Below are 15,724 nucleotides of genomic sequence, written 5' to 3'. Positions count from 1 at the left end.
CTATTAATAGAACGCCTGGATGCCGGTCTGCGCGCGACCGAGGATCAGCGCATGGACGTCATGCGTACCTTCATAGGTATTCACCACTTCCAGGTTGACCAGGTGCCGAGCGACACCGAACTCATCGGAGATGCCGTTGCCACCCAGCATGTCGCGCGCCATGCGGGCGATATCGAGGGATTTGCCACAGGAGTTGCGCTTCATCATCGAAGTAATCTCGACGGCAGCAGTGCCTTCATCCTTCATACGACCCAGACGCAGGCAGCCTTGCAGCGCCATGGTGATTTCGGTCTGCATGTCAGCCAGCTTCTTCTGGATCAACTGTGTAGCCGCCAATGGACGACCAAACTGCTTACGATCCAGGGTGTACTGGCGAGCGGTGTGCCAGCAGAACTCGGCAGCGCCCAGTGCGCCCCAGGAAATGCCGTAACGCGCCGAGTTAAGGCAGGTAAAAGGACCTTTCAAGCCCCGGACATCCGGAAAGATGTTCTCTTCAGGGACAAACACGTTGTCCATGACGATTTCTCCGGTGATGGATGCACGCAGGCCGACCTTGCCGTGAATCGCCGGAGCACTCAGGCCTTTCCAGCCCTTCTCCAGAACAAAGCCACGAATGTCGCCCGCGTCGTCCTTGCCCCAAACCACGAACACATCAGCGATCGGGCTGTTGGTGATCCACATTTTGCTGCCGGTGAGGCTGTAGCCGCCTTCCACTTTGCGTGCACGAGTAATCATCGCGCCCGGGTCGGAACCGTGGTCAGGCTCGGTCAGACCGAAGCAACCGATCCATTCACCCGAGGCCAGCTTCGGCAGGTATTTCTGCTTCTGTGCTTCGGTACCGAATTCGTTGATCGGCACCATGACCAGCGACGACTGCACGCTCATCATCGAGCGATAGCCGGAGTCGACACGCTCGACCTCACGGGCAATCAGACCGTAGCTGACGTAGTTAAGGCCGCTGCCACCGTATTGCTCAGGAATGGTCGCACCCAACAGACCCACTTCACCCATCTCGCGGAAGATCGCCGGGTCGGTCTTCTCATGACGGAAAGCTTCGAGAACGCGCGGCGCGAGTTTCTGCTGAGCGAATTGCTGAGCCGTGTCGCGAATCATGCGTTCTTCTTCAGTGAGCTGTTGATCCAGCAGCAGGGGATCGATCCAGTTGAAGCTAGCTTTACCGCCCATGAGTGAGTCCTCTCGAATCGGGTCAAATAACGTGGATCGATCCTAGGCCGGGTTTGGCTTCACGACAAACGAGGATTTTGCATACTGTTGTGCTAATTTCTCACTCCGTAGCGTCGCAAAAATAGCCTATATGCGATGTATTAGTGAGGTTGACGTACATGCGCAGGAAGATCCCCAGTACAACCGCCCTGATCAGTTTTGAAGCTGCAGCGCGCCACGAGAGCTTTACCAAGGCCGCCCAGGAACTTTCCCTCACGCAGGGAGCGATTTGCCGACAGATCGCCAGCCTTGAGGAGTTCCTCAGCGTCGAACTGTTCCGACGCTCGCGGCGCGGAGTGAAGCTGACGGAGGCCGGGCTTTCCTACAGCCGCCGAGTGGCTACCCAACTCGACGCGGTTGAACGCGACACTTTGTCAGTGATGGGCCAGCAAGGCGCCAACATGATCGAACTGGCGGTGGTGCCAACCTTCGGCACTCAATGGCTGCTGCCGCGACTCAAGGATTTTCAGCACAAACACCCGGAAGTGACGGTCAACCTCACCAATCGCACGCGCCCCTTCCTGTTTGCCGACACCGACTTCGACGCCGCGATCTATTTCGGCGACGCCGATTGGCCGGGTACCGAATCCCACAGGCTAATGGGCGAAAATCCGATGCCGGTGTGCAGCCCTGCGTTACTGGGCAAAAAAACCAACCTGAGCCCCAGTGAAATCGCCAAACTGCCCCTGCTACAGCAGACCACACGCCCTTATGCCTGGCGCCAGTGGTTCAACTCTCAAAACCTGAATATCCCGCGAGACATGACAGGGCCGCGTTACGAGCTATTCTCCATGCTTGCTCAAGCTGCAATGCACGATATGGGGATCGCGCTGATTCCACCGTTCTTGATTCAGCGCGAATTGACAGAGAAGCGTCTGGTGATCGCCAACGCCCAGGCACTATCGAGCATTAAGGCCTACTACCTGATGATTCCCGAGCGAAAGGTCGAATCTGCCTCTTTGAGGGCATTTCGTGATTGGCTGGTGAATCAGGCACAAAGCTACAGCCTAGAAGGATAAAGGCTCAACCTTATTAACTGACCTCGTAGTCAGAAAAACAAAAGCACTACAGATATAAGTATTTGTCGCATATTGGCAGACTGTACCGAGGAGTAGCACAAACGTCCTACAACGGCCTGAATACGTGGCCTTGAGCCTCTATTGGCAGGCAATGACGCCTCATTCACCGTGCCGATGTGTAAATTCTTGAATTTTGGACAGAATCCTCACAAGCCACGGCCTGCAAGGGATTGCACCGATCAGTGCGACATTCGGTCACGGGGTGACTTGTAGTTAATTTTCCGTCACCCGTCATAATCCCTTGAAGGGCACAAAGTTCGCCTGCAAAATGCCGCGCCCCGCCCTGATTCGGCGGGATCGTGCTGATCGGCCGCCCCAGTCGCACCATCCGAAGTGCCTGGGTTTACTCAATAAGATCACGCAGGAGATTTGACGTGCACATTGGTGTTCCTCTCGAAACCCAGACGGGTGAAACACGGGTTGCTGCAACCCCGGAAACCATCAAGAAGCTGATCGGCCAGGGTCATAAAGTCACTGTGCAAAGCGGCGCCGGCATTAATGCCAGCGTTGTCGACAGTGCTTATGAAGCGGCAGGCGCAACCATTGGCAGCGCCAATGATGCATTTGGCGCCGAGCTGATTCTCAAGGTGGTCGCCCCCAGCGACAGCGAACTGACGCTGATAAAAAGCGGCACCGTTGTGGTGGGCATGCTCAATCCGTTCAGCAATGAAACCATTGCCAAGATGGCTGAGTGCGGCATTACCGCTTTCGCACTGGAGGCCGCGCCGCGCACCTCCCGCGCTCAGAGCCTGGATGTGTTGTCCTCCCAGGCGAACATCGCCGGTTATAAATCCGTGTTGTTGGCCGCCCACTACTATCCACGCTTCATGCCGATGCTGATGACCGCTGCGGGCACCGTGAAAGCGGCGCGCGTGCTGATTCTTGGCGCTGGCGTAGCCGGTTTGCAGGCGATTGCCACGGCGAAACGTCTGGGTGCAGTCATCGAAGCGTCCGACGTGCGTCCTGCCGTGAAGGAACAGATCGAATCCCTGGGTGCGAAATTCGTCGATGTGCCGTACGAAACCGATGAAGAGCGCGAATGCGCCGTCGGTGTCGGCGGTTACGCCCGCCCCATGCCGGCCAGCTGGATGCAGCGTCAGGCCCTGGCCGTGCACGAACGCGCCAAGCAGGCTGACATTGTCATCACCACCGCACTGATCCCGGGCCGCAAGGCGCCAACACTGTTGAGCGCCGAAACCGTGGCACAGATGAAGCCCGGCTCGGTGGTCATCGACCTCGCGGCAGCCCAGGGCGGCAACTGCCCGCTGACCGTGGCCGATCAGGTGGTCGTCGAGAATGGCGTGACCATTTGCGGCCCGACCAACCTGGCCGGCGCCGTCGCGGCCGATGCTTCGGCGCTGTACGCGCGCAATCTGCTGGACTTCCTGAAGCTGGTCTTCAACAAAGAAGGCCAGTTTGAAGTGAACCTCGAAGACGACATCGTCGCCGCGTGCCTGATGTGCCGCGACGGCCAAGTCATCCGCAAAAACGCCTAAGCAGGGATTCAGACGATGGAAGAGCTTATCTCCCCCGGTATCTACAACCTGATCATCTTCGTGCTGGCGATTTATGTCGGTTATCACGTGGTGTGGAACGTTACACCTGCACTTCACACGCCGTTGATGGCGGTGACCAACGCCATTTCGGCGATTGTGATCGTCGGCGCCATGCTGGCAGCAGCTTTGACCGTGACCCCACTGGGCAAGACCATGGGCACCCTGGCGGTGGCTCTGGCGGCAGTGAACGTGTTCGGTGGTTTCCTGGTAACGCGTCGCATGCTTGAGATGTTCAAGAAAAAAGCCCCGAAAGCCGTAAAAGAAGAGGCGCCCAAGTAATGAGCATGAATCTGGTAACGACGCTCTACCTGATTGCGTCGATCTGCTTCATCCAGGCCCTCAAAGGCCTGTCGCACCCAACCACGTCGCGGCGCGGCAATGTCTACGGCATGCTCGGCATGGCGTTGGCGATCCTCACTACTATCGGCCTCATCTATAAGCTGGCCGCGCTCTCTTTTGAGCAAGGCAGTGCTACTGCCGGCATCGGTTACGTCATCGTGGGTCTGCTGGTTGGCGGCACTGCCGGCTCGATCATGGCCAAACGCGTTGAAATGACCAAGATGCCGGAACTGGTCGCCTTCATGCACAGCATGATCGGTATGGCCGCAGTGTTCATCGCTATCGCGGCGGTGGTCGAGCCGCAATCCCTGGGCATCGTCAAGCAACTGGGTGATTCCATTCCTGCCGGTAACCGCCTGGAACTGTTCCTCGGCGCAGCCATCGGTGCAATCACCTTCTCCGGTTCGGTGATCGCGTTCGGCAAGCTCTCGGGCAAGTACAAGTTCCGCCTGTTCCAAGGCGCACCGGTACAGTTCAGCGGTCAACACAAGCTGAACCTGCTGCTGGGTATGGCGACGCTGGCACTGGGCGTCACCTTCATGCTGACCGGCAATCTAAGCGCGTTTGCTCTGATGCTGGCCCTGGCCTTCGTGATGGGCGTGCTGATCATCATCCCGATCGGCGGCGCAGACATGCCCGTCGTGGTGTCGATGCTCAACAGTTACTCCGGCTGGGCAGCAGCGGGTATCGGCTTCTCGCTGAACAACTCGATGCTGATCATTGCCGGCTCCCTGGTGGGCTCAAGCGGTGCGATTCTCTCCTACATTATGTGCAAGGCGATGAACCGTTCGTTCTTCAACGTACTGCTCGGCGGTTTCGGCAACACAGCAGATGCCGCTGGCCCGGCAGGCTCGAAAGAAGCGCGCCCGGTGAAATCCGGTTCGGCTGACGACGCTACCTTCCTGCTGACCAACGCCGACACCGTGATCATCGTTCCGGGCTATGGCCTGGCGGTGGCACGGGCGCAGCACGCATTGAAAGAGCTGACCGAGAAGCTGACCCACCGTGGTGTGACCGTGAAGTATGCGATTCACCCGGTTGCGGGCCGGATGCCTGGCCACATGAACGTATTGCTGGCCGAGGCCGAAGTGCCTTACGACCAGGTGTTCGAGATGGAAGACATCAACTCCGAGTTCGGTCAGGCCGACGTGGTGCTGGTGCTCGGCGCCAACGACGTGGTCAACCCGGCGGCCAAGAACGATCCGAAATCGCCAATTGCCGGCATGCCGATTCTCGAAGCGTTCAAAGCCAAGACCATCATCGTCAACAAGCGCTCGATGGCCAGCGGCTATGCCGGTCTGGACAACGAACTGTTCTACCTGGACAAGACCATGATGGTCTTTGGTGATGCCAAGAAGGTCATCGAAGACATGGTCAAAGCCGTCGAGTAACACTCTTCGGCAACCTGAAACGCCCCGACTCGTCGGGGCGTTTTTGTTTGTGGTTGTTACTGATCCTGTAACGGTGTTTTGTCTGAAAAGCCCAGAATAGACGCCTCGAATGCGACCTTGGTAGCGGGACGGGTACCCATAAAATTAACTAGACTGCGCCCCTTGCTTCCGTTGCCCGAGATAACAATCATGTACCGTGACCGTATTCGCTTGCCTTCATTGTTGGACAAGGTGATGAGCGCCGCCGACGCTGCCGCTCTGATTCAGGACGGCATGACCGTCGGCATGAGCGGCTTTACCCGAGCCGGCGAAGCCAAGGCCGTGCCTCATGCACTGGCCGAGCGCGCCAAGGTCACGCCGCTGAAAATCACCCTGATGACCGGTGCCAGCCTGGGCAACGACCTCGACAAACAACTGACTGAAGCCGGCGTACTGTCGCGACGCATGCCGTTCCAGGTGGACAGCACCCTGCGCAAGGCGATCAATGCCGGCGAAGTCATGTTCATCGACCAGCACCTGTCGGAAACCGTAGAGCTACTGCGTAACCAACAACTCAAGCTACCGGACATCGCGGTGATCGAAGCCGTGGCAATCACCGAGCAGGGCCATATCGTGCCGACCACCTCGGTAGGTAACTCGGCCAGCTTCGCGATTTTCGCCAAACACGTGATCGTCGAGATCAACCTGGCGCACAACCCGAATCTCGAAGGCCTGCACGACATCTATATCCCGACCTACCGGCCGACCCGCACGCCTATTCCGCTGGTGAAGGTCGACGACCGCATCGGCAGTACCGCCATCCCGATACCGCCAGAAAAAATCGTCGCGATCGTGATCACTAACCAGTCCGACTCGCCGTCCACTGTCTTACCGCCGGACAGCGACACACAGGCCATCGCTGACCACCTGATCGATTTCTTCAAACAAGAAGTGGCTGCCGGTCGCATGACCAACAAGCTCGGCCCGCTGCAAGCCGGTATCGGCACTATCGCCAATTCAGTGATGTGCGGCTTGATCGACTCGCCGTTTGAAGACCTGACCATGTACTCCGAAGTGCTGCAGGATTCGACTTTCGACCTGATCGACGCCGGCAAGCTGAGCTTTGCTTCCGGCAGTTCGATCACCCTGTCGAGCCGGCGAAATGCCGATGTGTTCGGGAATCTGGAGCACTATAAGGACAAGCTGGTGCTGCGCCCTCAGGAAATCTCTAACCATCCCGAAGTGGTACGGCGCCTGGGCATCATCGGCATCAACACTGCCCTGGAGTTCGACCTGTACGGCAACGTCAATTCCACCCACGTCTGCGGCACGCGGATGATGAACGGCATCGGCGGCTCCGGTGATTTCGCGCGCAATGCGCACCTGGCGATCTTTGTCACCAAGTCGATTGCCAAGGGTGGCGCGATTTCCAGCGTGGTCCCCATGGTCAGCCACGTCGACCACACAGAACATGACGTCGACATTCTCGTGACCGAAGTAGGTTTGGCCGACTTGCGTGGCCTGGCACCGCGTGAGCGCGCCCGGGTCATCATCGACAACTGCGTTCACCCGGACTATCGACCAGCCTTGAATGACTACTTCACTGCCGCTTGCGCAGTCGGCGGGCATACCCCGCACATCCTTCGCGATGCCCTGAGTTGGCACATAAACCTGGAAGAAACCGGGCGCATGCTGGCGGTGTAATTGATACAGATTGCAGCTGACGCAAACACAGTTTCGTCAGCTCGCGGTGATAACACCCAACACCGTCAAAAACTGTACTGCTGTACCGGTCTTTTCCTACGGTATTTTCCTACCCTTTGCGTTGAATGGAGCAAAAAGGCACCGTATTGGTGCGCATAGGTACAGTTGCCTCAATTTAGACCAGTACACTGCCTTTTAACAGTTAACTGGTCTCTCACAATACAGGTGAACTGTATCTACAGAGACTGGCCAAACGAGAGGATCATTGGCATCAGTTAAACCACTACCTAATCCCGCCATAAGCGGAAGGATGTCAACCATGGAACGTACACTCAGTTCCGAACTGTTCTTCGAAGATACTGCTGCAAAAACCCAGGCTTCCATGCCTCTGCGCGTTATCGCCAACCTGATGCTGTGGCAGCGCCGCATCTCCAGCCGCCATCAACTGGCTCGTCTGGATTCGCGTCTGCTGGCTGACGCCGGGATTAGCGAAGCACAACGCTACGAAGAGCTGAGCAAGCCGTTCTGGCGCTAAGTTAGCGTCGCTGGCTCTGATCCTCCGGATCCACCGCCAGCAACCCGAATTGAACAAACAAAACCCGTCGTGGGAAACCACGACGGGTTTTGTCGTTTTGGAGCGTTCACATTGGGTCGTACAGAAGAGATAGCCTCAATAGGTACAGTTTATATATTCAACAAATTTAACCAGTACAATTTCATCGGGGTGTGTCTGTGGCCGCAGGCGTAGGGGGGTCACCATTGAATCCCGACAAGCTGGCAAAAGGACCGCGCCCATGAATAACTTACTAAATGTTTCCATCGTCACACCGCAAGCTAAGCCCCGCTTGACCAAGCTTCGAGGATTACTGAGAGCGTTCGCCGACAGCCTGGAAAGGGCTCGCACCCGACGGTTACTGGGCCAACTCAATGATCAACAGCTCTCGGATCTGGGCATCAGTCATGCCGACCGCCTCAACGAAGTGGACAAACCGTTCTGGTGCTAGCTTTGTCCATTAACAGACGGGACTGTTCTAACCGAGGTGCACAGGCCTAATATCCAGATAGAACGTGGCGAACGCTTTACGACAGGCGTCTGATCCTGAGCCACCTCTAAATCGGTCTATCCAAAGGAGCTACCCCATGTCCCGTCTACGTCTGCTCAGCGCTGCCGCCCTGCTTGCCGTTGCTGCCAATTCCCACGCCACCAGCTTTATCGTGACCACCGATTCCATTGTGGGTGGACTGAAGGCGTCCTCTGACGCAACGTCGGATGTCTCGTCGTCCTTTCGCGACGACAAAATCGTCCGTGCCGCTCGTGACGATGCCGCCAGCTTCGTCGCCAGTGAAGGCGCCATTCGTGGTGTGAAACTGGAAAGCGCGCTCGACCACATCCGTCAACAGACTCCACAACTGAATGCGACCGACGCACAGCTGGCCCAGGCCATCCTGACGATCTAAGCGACAGCTCTGACGCGGGACACGCCCTGACGCTGTTCAGTTAAACGCAATCCATGTGGGAGTAGGCTTGCTCGCGAAGGCGTCAGCACATCCAATATTGATGTCGCCTGACACACTGCTTTCGCGAGCAAGCCCGCTCCCACAGGTGTCCCAATGTTTCGGCGCTGGCTCTAGCCCGGGCATTGCGCTAGCCTTGGGACTCGCTTTCAGCTATCGAGCCTCATGCGTTTTCTTTCCAATCTGTCGATCACTGCGGTTTTTCTGGCGGCTTGCTGGTCGGGTTCGGCCCATGCCTTCGATGCTTTCAACCTCTCTACGCAAGGCACCGTGGCCAGCGGTTACGCCTCCAGCATGGTGACCTCCGCCCCCTTCGACCATAAACTGCTGATCGCCGCCCGGGATGACGCTGCCGCGTTCATTGCCAGTGACGGTCAACTGCGAGGATCGCAACTGGAGTCCGCCTTGATTTACCTGCGCCAGACCCAGCCAAAACTTCATGCCAGCGACCTTGAACTGGCAGAGGCAATTCTCGTCCAATAGTTATCCCTTGTTCCTCCGGAGTCGTTCCATGCGTAGCCCGCTGATTGCTGCCACCCTTGGCCTGCTGTTGTTGGCCGACGTGGCCCAGGCGCACACCCTGGTAGCCACCAGTAACATCATCATTCGTGCCTCCCAGCGCACACTTGATTTCACGTCCGATACCACCACGTCCATCCGTGATTCGAAGATCGTCCGTGAAGCCCACGACGATGCGGCCAGTTTCGTCGCCAGCGACGGTGAAATCCGCGGCGCGCACCTGGAAGCGGCCTTCGACACCTTGCGCACCCGCGTACCGGAAGCCCGAGACGCCAGTGATCAGGTTCTCGCCGAAGCCATCCTCGCACTGTGAAGTCGCTAGGCGCCTGGCTGCTGGCCGGGGTTGTGTTGCTGCTTGGCAACACGGCTCAGGCCGGCCTGCAATTACGGCTCAAGACCGACGGTCTGAGCCCCGCGCAACAGCAGGCCAGTCAGGCGTTGCTCGATGAAGCCATGCAGGCGTTACCGCCGCGCTTCATCGAGCAACTGGACCGGCGCATTGATGTCGGCTGGACCGACGAAATGCCGAGCGATGCTTACGGTCAGGCATCGCTGGTGTCCGAGCTGGACCTGAATCGCAATCTGCTCGCCAGCCTCACCAACGGCAGCGCCGCGACCCAAAAAACGTATCGTCCCCACGGTACCGTGCGCCGGGAAATGCTCGCCACGGTGTTGCACGAACTCACCCACATTTATGATCGCGCGCGCCTGTGGCCAGCCGCCGAGCGCAGGCTGATCCAGCGTTGCACGCAACGTAACAGTAGCTCCGGGCTGATCGGCATCCCCGATCAATGCCGTGGGCAGACGGAGCGACGCTGGACCCTCAGCGATGATCCTCGTCTGCTGGATTTGGCCGGCTGGCCGCAATACGTCGGTCGACGCGGTGAGCGCGAACAGCACAACCGGCAGATTGCCCGCAGCCCGGACATCTACGAGACGAGCAGCCCGAAGGAGTTCGTCGCGGTCAATATGGAGTACTTCCTCCTCGACCCAAGCTATGCCTGCCGTCGTCCTGCGCTGTATCGCTACTACAAAGAACATTTCGGTTGGGCGCCCGCCGCCAAAGACACATGCGCCCAATCATTCGCCTTCCTCAATGCGGGTAACGACTTCGCCAAGCAGCCCTTGGGTCAGGTCGATCCGGAGCGGGTTTACGCTGTTGACTATCTACTGGCAGAAGCCAACCAGAACTGGGTCAGCCGCTGGGGCCACAGCATGCTGCGACTGGTGATCTGTGCACCGGGTCGGCCTCGCGGGCCGGATTGTCGACTGGATCTGGATCAGCATCTGGTGTTGTCCTACCGCGCCTTCGTCGGTGACCTACAGTTGTCGAGCTGGGATGGCCTGGTGGGTAAATATCCGTCACGCCTGTTTGTCTTGCCGCTGGCCCAGGTGATCGACGAATACACCAAGACCGAACTGCGCAGCCTGGCATCGGTGCCGCTGAACCTGTCGCACAGCGAGATCGAAGACGTGGTGGAACACGCCGCGGAGATGCACTGGAGTTACGACGGCAACTATTTTTTCCTGTCCAACAACTGCGCGGTAGAAGGCCTGAAATTACTGCGCAGCAGCACCAACAATGCGCAACTGGTCGGCCTCGACAGCATCATGCCCAACGGTTTGCTGGAAGTGCTCAAGGGCCGTGGATTGGCAAACACCAGCGTGCTGGATGATCCCCGCGAAGCACTGCGCCTGGGCTATCGCTTCGACTCCTTCCGCGAGCGTTATCAAGCGATGTTCGAAGTGCTGAAAAAGCATTTGCCGATCAAGCAGGACAAGGTCGAGGACTGGCTGTCCTTGAAAGCTGAAGAGCGCCGCAAATGGATTGATCAGGCTGACTTACGCACCAGCGCGGCATTGCTACTGCTGGAGCAGGCCAGTTTCCGTCAGCAGATGGTGCTGGCCCAGGACGAAGTGAAGCAACGTTATCTGGGTGCTCGGGAACTGAAGAATGGCGGCATGGATAAGGCCAATGCGACCTTGCAGGAGATTCTCGCCAACAGCGGCTTCCTCAGTCGTCCGGCCGAACTGCTCGGCACCGGTGGTTATGGTTTGCCGCAACCGAACGAGTGGACGCGTCTGGAGTCGGAAAGCAATCTGCGCCAGAAGCAGCTGCAAGCGCTGACCGGGGATCTCGACAAGGAAGTGAGAGCACTGCTCGAACCGAGTCGAGCCGCCGAGATGGCCGCCAATGAAGCCAACCTGAAGCAGGTTGGCGAACATTTGCGCAAGCTGCACAAGGCTGCGGGTGGGTTGGAGTTGCCCTGAAAGCAAAAGATCGCAGCCTTCGGCAGCTCCTACAGAGGTATCGCATTCCCCTGTAGGAGCCGCCGAAGGCTGCGATCTTTTTGTATTCAACCGCGAGCGGTCAGTAGAGCACTCCATCCAGAATCTCATAAACAATCCCGGTGCCTACGGCGATCAGCACAATATCGCCGCCCGCTCGACGCCACTCGTAACCCGGGTAATACGGCAGTCGGCCCAACGCGCGGTTATCCAGACGTTCGCCGTAATAACCGTGAGGCAACGGCCGGCCACGGACCAGATGAACACCTGGAGGTGGCGGCGCACCGCGTACGAAATAACCATGGTTATCGTGGATAGTCTGACGCACCGGGCCGAAATCCCGTGGTGGACCGCCGCGACGATTGTCCTGCGAGCCACGGTGATCGTCGCCACGATTGTCACCGCGGTTATCGTAATGACCCTGCTGCGGCCCGCCTCGGCCGTTATCGTCGCGCTGATCGGCGCTGGCGTGCAGTAATGGAGTCGCACTGAGCATCAGCACGCCCAGGCTGGCAATCAGACGTTTCGGCATTTTCATCAGGTCTTTCCTCACAGCCTTACAGCAAAAAGGGCTTCAGAACGTAGTCCTGAAGCCCTCGGTCTTGCTGTTTAGTCTGTGCTGAGAAGCTCTAATTCCTCTGTATCAGGAACTTTACCTTCAGCTGACCCGCGCTTTACGTACGCCATCAGACAAGGCCGCGCACAGGCTGAGTACACCCTCCACAGCCTGATCCGGCGTTGAGGCATTGGCGATGTGGTCGATCAGTGCCGACCCCACCACCACACCGTCGGCCAGACGCGCGATGGACGCCGCTTGCTCCGGTGTGCGGATACCAAATCCGATGCTGATCGGCAGATCGGTATGGCGACGCAGACGGGTGACGGCTTCTTCGACATGTTCCAGAGTCGCCGCACCCGCACCGGTCACACCCGCCACCGATACGTAGTAAACAAAGCCGGAACTGCCGTTCAATACAGTCGGCAAGCGCACATCATCAGTCGTCGGAGTGGTCAGACGGATGAAGTCCAGGCCCGCCGCCTGTGCCGGGTCGCACAGCTCGCCATTATGCTCGGGCGGCATGTCGACCACGATCAGGCCATCGACACCGGCCTCTTTGGCTTCAGCGATGAAACGCGGCACGCCGTACATGTGAATCGGGTTGAAGTAACCCATCAGCACCAGCGGAGTCTCGTTATTGCCTTCGCGGAACTCGCGAACCATTTGCAGGGTTTTCGCCAGGTTCTGTTTGGCGCCCAAGGCACGAATGTTGGCCAGTTGAATCGCCGGGCCATCGGCCATCGGATCGGTGAAGGGCATGCCCAACTCGATCACATCGGCACCCGCTCCCGGCAAGCCTTTGAGAATCGCGAGCGACGTGTCGTAGCTCGGATCGCCAGCGGTCACGAAGGTCACCAGGGCGGCGCGGTTCTGTTCCTTGAGTTCGGCAAAACGCGTTTGCAGGCGGCTCATCAGTGTTTCTCCTGCTTGGATTGCTCTTGTTGAGAGTGTTCCATGTGGTGCATCACGGTCTGCATGTCTTTGTCGCCACGACCGGACAAGTTGACCACCATCAGGTGATCTTTCGGCAGGGTCGGTGCGCGTTTGAACACTTCGGCCAAGGCATGGGCGCTTTCCAGTGCAGGAATAATCCCTTCCAGGCGGCAGCATTTGTGGAATGCGTCGAGGGCTTCGTCGTCGGTCACCGAGGTGTACTGGACGCGGCCGATGTCATGCAACCAGGCGTGTTCCGGGCCAATGCCTGGATAGTCGAGGCCGGCAGAGATCGAGTGAGCGTCGATGATCTGGCCATCGTCGTCCTGCAACAGGAAAGTACGGTTGCCGTGCAGCACACCCGGTACGCCGCCGTTCAAGCTGGCCGCGTGCTTGCCGGTTTCGATGCCGTAACCGGCGGCTTCGACGCCGATGATCTCAACGCTCTTGTCATCGAGGAACGGGTGGAACAGGCCCATGGCGTTGGAACCACCGCCAATGCACGCCACCAGGCTGTCGGGCAGACGGCCTTCCTGGGCTTGCAACTGCTCGCGGGTTTCCTTGCCGATCACAGCCTGGAAGTCACGAACCATGGCCGGGTACGGGTGCGGACCGGCCACGGTGCCGATCAGGTAGAAGGTGCTGTCGACGTTGGTGACCCAGTCACGCAGGGCTTCGTTCATCGCATCTTTAAGGGTGCCGGTGCCAGCGACCACCGGGATCACTTCGGCGCCCAGCAGCTTCATGCGAAACACGTTGGCTTGCTGACGTTCGATGTCAGTGGTGCCCATGTAGATCACGCAATCGAGGCCGAAACGCGCGGCCACGGTGGCGGTCGCCACACCGTGCATGCCGGCGCCGGTTTCAGCGATGATGCGCTTCTTGCCCATGCGCCGCGCCAGCAGGATCTGGCCGATGCAGTTGTTGATCTTGTGCGCGCCGGTGTGGTTCAGCTCTTCGCGCTTGAGGTAAATCTTCGCGCCGCCACAGAACTCTGTCAGACGCTCGGCGAAATACAGTGGGCTTGGACGTCCGACGTAATCTCGCTGGAAGTAGGCCAATTCTTCTTTGAACGCCGGATCTTCCTTGGCCGCTTCGTATTCGCGGGCCAGATCGAGGATCAACGGCATCAGGGTTTCGGCGACGTAGCGGCCGCCGAACGCGCCAAACAGGCCGTTGGCATCGGGGCCGTTGCGCAGATTAGTCTGGGTCATGGGTCGCTCCAGTTGTATTCGAGAGGTGACGATGGGGTTCACTCTACCCCTGACGTCCCGCACTGAAAACCGATAAGATCGCCACAACCTGTCAGGAAAACTCACAGATACCATGAGCCACGACCTTCCTCCGCTGAACGCCCTTCGCGCCTTCGAAGCCACTGCCCGCCTGAACAGCGTCAGCCAGGCCGCCGAACAGCTGCACGTCACTCATGGTGCGGTCAGCCGACAACTCAAGGCGCTGGAAGAACACCTCGGGGTTAGTCTGTTCATCAAGGATGGACGCGGCCTGAAACTCACAGATGCCGGTGTCCGTTTGCGCGATGTCAGCGGTGAAGCCTTCGAGCGATTGCGCAGCGTTTGCGCCGAATTGACCCAAAGCACTGCCGATGCGCCGTTCGTGCTCGGCTGCTCGGGCAGCCTGCTGGCGCGCTGGTTCATTCCGCGTTTGGGGCGGCTCAATGCGGATCTGCCGGATCTGCGTTTGCACCTGTCGGCTGGCGAAGGCGATCTTGATCCACGGCGGCCCGGCCTGGATGCTCTGTTGGTATTTGCCGAGCCGCCATGGCCGGCGGACATGCAGGTCTACGAATTGGCCAGCGAACGCATCGGCCCGGTCATGAGCCCACGATTCGTCGGCTGCGAAAGGCTGCAGAATGCACCGGCTCATGCGCTGCTGACCGAGCCCTTGCTGCACACCACCTCACGTCCGCAAGCCTGGCCGAGTTGGGCACAGCAAAGCGGCCTCGACGGCAAGGCACTGAAGTACGGTCAGGGTTTCGAGCATTTGTATTATTTGCTGGAGGCAGCAGTCGCCGGATTGGGTGTAGCCATCGCTCCCGAACCGCTGGTGGCCGAGGATTTGAAAGCCGGTCGCCTGGTTGCGCCATGGGGTTTCTGTGAAACCCCGGCACAACTGGCGTTGTGGCTACCCAAGCGCGCTGCGGACGGGCGCGCTCGGCAGCTCGCGCAGTGGCTTAAAAACGAACTGCGCCAGGCACCTTAGTTACCACGTCTGCACAATAAATAGGCCGCGAGCAGGCCCAGCGCACCAACGGCGACACCGGCTGTAGTCCAAGGGTGTTCCTGGGCGTAGTCACGTGTCGCGATCCCGGTTTCACGGGTTTTGACCTTGACCTCTTCATAGGCATCGGAGAGCAGATGACGCGAATGCTTCAGCGCGTTCTCGGCGTTGATTTTCAGCGTTTTAAGGGTTTTACGCGACTCGTCCGAGGCGTCGTCCTTCAGGCTTTCCAACGATTTCAGCAGACTCTCGATTTCGGCTTCCATGCTTTGCAATGAGGCTTTGCGTAACGAGGTATTGGCCATGGTGGCTCTCCTGCATTGTTTGAGTTGCGTGTGTTGGTTGGGACTTCAGGGGTTGGAGAAAGTGCAGTAAATCTGAACTTCCATCCGGATTGGT

General features: G+C 58.5%; 17 protein-coding genes. 12 read left to right on the top strand and 5 right to left on the bottom strand.

From position 1 onward, the window contains the following. Positions 1-3: 3 nt before the first annotated feature. A complete protein-coding gene (locus AB7M22_RS27635; RefSeq protein ID WP_007897013.1) occupies positions 4-1,185 on the bottom strand; it encodes an acyl-CoA dehydrogenase in 1,182 nt (393 codons plus the stop codon). 158 nt (positions 1,186-1,343) lie between these two features. On the opposite strand from AB7M22_RS27635, the gene AB7M22_RS27630 reads away from it, so the two are divergent. The 11 genes from AB7M22_RS27630 (at position 1,344) to AB7M22_RS27580 (ending at position 11,577) form a co-directional block, all read left to right on the top strand. Continuing rightward, positions 1,344-2,243 carry a LysR family transcriptional regulator gene (locus AB7M22_RS27630; RefSeq protein ID WP_454188377.1) on the top strand — a complete coding sequence of 300 codons (900 nt, stop codon included), beginning with the start codon at positions 1,344-1,346 and terminating at the stop codon, positions 2,241-2,243. Positions 2,244-2,677: 434 nt separating this feature from the next. Beyond that, the gene (locus AB7M22_RS27625; RefSeq protein ID WP_454188376.1) at positions 2,678-3,799 is read left to right on the top strand and encodes a Re/Si-specific NAD(P)(+) transhydrogenase subunit alpha; all 1,122 of its coding nucleotides are present in this window, start codon (positions 2,678-2,680) and stop codon (positions 3,797-3,799) included. Positions 3,800-3,814: 15 nt separating this feature from the next. Then, positions 3,815-4,138: an NAD(P) transhydrogenase subunit alpha gene (locus tag AB7M22_RS27620; RefSeq protein ID WP_003187010.1), complete on the top strand. Its 324-nt coding sequence runs from the start codon at positions 3,815-3,817 to the stop codon at positions 4,136-4,138. After that, entirely contained in the window at positions 4,138-5,589 is a 1,452-nt protein-coding gene (locus AB7M22_RS27615) for an NAD(P)(+) transhydrogenase (Re/Si-specific) subunit beta (protein ID WP_454188375.1), read from the top strand. Before AB7M22_RS27620 ends, AB7M22_RS27615 begins: the two co-directional genes overlap by 1 nt. 189 nt (positions 5,590-5,778) lie before the next feature. Then, positions 5,779-7,272, top strand: a complete 1,494-nt coding sequence (locus AB7M22_RS27610) for an acetyl-CoA hydrolase/transferase family protein (RefSeq protein WP_454188374.1) — start codon at positions 5,779-5,781, stop codon at positions 7,270-7,272. 319 nt (positions 7,273-7,591) lie between these two features. Next, positions 7,592-7,807, top strand: coding sequence for a DUF1127 domain-containing protein (locus AB7M22_RS27605; protein WP_007902752.1), 216 nt, complete (start codon positions 7,592-7,594; stop codon positions 7,805-7,807). Between the two features lie 259 nt (positions 7,808-8,066). Next, positions 8,067-8,276 carry a DUF1127 domain-containing protein gene (locus tag AB7M22_RS27600; RefSeq protein WP_454188373.1) on the top strand — a complete coding sequence of 70 codons (210 nt, stop codon included), beginning with the start codon at positions 8,067-8,069 and terminating at the stop codon, positions 8,274-8,276. 136 nt (positions 8,277-8,412) lie between these two features. Continuing rightward, a complete protein-coding gene (locus AB7M22_RS27595; RefSeq protein WP_007902756.1) occupies positions 8,413-8,730 on the top strand; it encodes a DUF2388 domain-containing protein in 318 nt (105 codons plus the stop codon). Positions 8,731-8,952: 222 nt separating this feature from the next. Next, a complete protein-coding gene (locus AB7M22_RS27590) occupies positions 8,953-9,270 on the top strand; it encodes a DUF2388 domain-containing protein (protein ID WP_008008049.1) in 318 nt (105 codons plus the stop codon). A gap of 28 nt (positions 9,271-9,298) precedes the next feature. Continuing rightward, complete coding sequence (locus tag AB7M22_RS27585) at positions 9,299-9,619, top strand: DUF2388 domain-containing protein (protein ID WP_008008047.1); 321 nt, start codon at positions 9,299-9,301, stop codon at positions 9,617-9,619. After that, positions 9,616-11,577, top strand: coding sequence for a DUF7844 domain-containing protein (locus AB7M22_RS27580; protein WP_454188372.1), 1,962 nt, complete (start codon positions 9,616-9,618; stop codon positions 11,575-11,577). Before AB7M22_RS27585 ends, AB7M22_RS27580 begins: the two co-directional genes overlap by 4 nt. Positions 11,578-11,677: 100 nt before the next feature. Here the strand turns inward: AB7M22_RS27580 and AB7M22_RS27575 are convergent, their stop codons facing one another. From AB7M22_RS27575 to trpB, 3 genes are all read right to left on the bottom strand, one after another. Then, on the bottom strand, positions 11,678-12,133 hold the full coding sequence (locus AB7M22_RS27575) for an anti-virulence regulator CigR family protein (protein WP_454188371.1): 456 nt from the start codon (positions 12,131-12,133) through the stop codon (positions 11,678-11,680). 120 nt (positions 12,134-12,253) lie between these two features. Continuing rightward, positions 12,254-13,066 carry a tryptophan synthase subunit alpha gene (gene trpA / locus AB7M22_RS27570; RefSeq protein ID WP_201061002.1) on the bottom strand — a complete coding sequence of 271 codons (813 nt, stop codon included), beginning with the start codon at positions 13,064-13,066 and terminating at the stop codon, positions 12,254-12,256. Next, positions 13,066-14,301 carry a tryptophan synthase subunit beta gene (gene trpB, locus AB7M22_RS27565; protein WP_007902766.1) on the bottom strand — a complete coding sequence of 412 codons (1,236 nt, stop codon included), beginning with the start codon at positions 14,299-14,301 and terminating at the stop codon, positions 13,066-13,068. Before trpB ends, trpA begins: the two co-directional genes overlap by 1 nt. 112 nt (positions 14,302-14,413) lie before the next feature. Between trpB and AB7M22_RS27560 the strand changes: the two genes are divergently transcribed. Beyond that, positions 14,414-15,307 carry a LysR family transcriptional regulator gene (locus tag AB7M22_RS27560; RefSeq protein ID WP_454188370.1) on the top strand — a complete coding sequence of 298 codons (894 nt, stop codon included), beginning with the start codon at positions 14,414-14,416 and terminating at the stop codon, positions 15,305-15,307. Here AB7M22_RS27560 and AB7M22_RS27555 read toward each other — a convergent pair. After that, complete coding sequence (locus AB7M22_RS27555) at positions 15,304-15,630, bottom strand: DUF883 family protein (RefSeq protein ID WP_008008037.1); 327 nt, start codon at positions 15,628-15,630, stop codon at positions 15,304-15,306. The two genes, AB7M22_RS27560 and AB7M22_RS27555, sit on opposite strands and share 4 nt — an antisense overlap. Between the last annotated feature and the right edge of the window lie 94 nt (positions 15,631-15,724).

It is taken from the genome of Pseudomonas sp. ADAK2 TE3594, from assembly GCF_053628675.1.
This window is presented reverse-complemented; position numbering and strand designations above follow the sequence as displayed.

What these genes read in the sequence shown, in the direction of transcription:
- AB7M22_RS27635 (WP_007897013.1), bottom strand. Translation starts at nt 1,185, where the DNA reads ATGGGCGGTAAAGCTAGCTTCAACTGGATCGATCCCCTGCTGCTGGAT.
- AB7M22_RS27630 (WP_454188377.1), top strand. Translation starts at nt 1,344, where the DNA reads ATGCGCAGGAAGATCCCCAGTACAACCGCCCTGATCAGTTTTGAAGCT.
- AB7M22_RS27620 (WP_003187010.1), top strand. Translation starts at nt 3,815, where the DNA reads ATGGAAGAGCTTATCTCCCCCGGTATCTACAACCTGATCATCTTCGTG.
- AB7M22_RS27615 (WP_454188375.1), top strand. Translation starts at nt 4,138, where the DNA reads ATGAGCATGAATCTGGTAACGACGCTCTACCTGATTGCGTCGATCTGC.
- AB7M22_RS27610 (WP_454188374.1), top strand. Translation starts at nt 5,779, where the DNA reads ATGTACCGTGACCGTATTCGCTTGCCTTCATTGTTGGACAAGGTGATG.
- AB7M22_RS27605 (WP_007902752.1), top strand. Translation starts at nt 7,592, where the DNA reads ATGGAACGTACACTCAGTTCCGAACTGTTCTTCGAAGATACTGCTGCA.
- AB7M22_RS27600 (WP_454188373.1), top strand. Translation starts at nt 8,067, where the DNA reads ATGAATAACTTACTAAATGTTTCCATCGTCACACCGCAAGCTAAGCCC.
- AB7M22_RS27595 (WP_007902756.1), top strand. Translation starts at nt 8,413, where the DNA reads ATGTCCCGTCTACGTCTGCTCAGCGCTGCCGCCCTGCTTGCCGTTGCT.
- AB7M22_RS27590 (WP_008008049.1), top strand. Translation starts at nt 8,953, where the DNA reads ATGCGTTTTCTTTCCAATCTGTCGATCACTGCGGTTTTTCTGGCGGCT.
- AB7M22_RS27585 (WP_008008047.1), top strand. Translation starts at nt 9,299, where the DNA reads ATGCGTAGCCCGCTGATTGCTGCCACCCTTGGCCTGCTGTTGTTGGCC.
- AB7M22_RS27575 (WP_454188371.1), bottom strand. Translation starts at nt 12,133, where the DNA reads ATGAAAATGCCGAAACGTCTGATTGCCAGCCTGGGCGTGCTGATGCTC.
- trpA (WP_201061002.1), bottom strand. Translation starts at nt 13,066, where the DNA reads ATGAGCCGCCTGCAAACGCGTTTTGCCGAACTCAAGGAACAGAACCGC.
- trpB (WP_007902766.1), bottom strand. Translation starts at nt 14,301, where the DNA reads ATGACCCAGACTAATCTGCGCAACGGCCCCGATGCCAACGGCCTGTTT.
- AB7M22_RS27560 (WP_454188370.1), top strand. Translation starts at nt 14,414, where the DNA reads ATGAGCCACGACCTTCCTCCGCTGAACGCCCTTCGCGCCTTCGAAGCC.
- AB7M22_RS27555 (WP_008008037.1), bottom strand. Translation starts at nt 15,630, where the DNA reads ATGGCCAATACCTCGTTACGCAAAGCCTCATTGCAAAGCATGGAAGCC.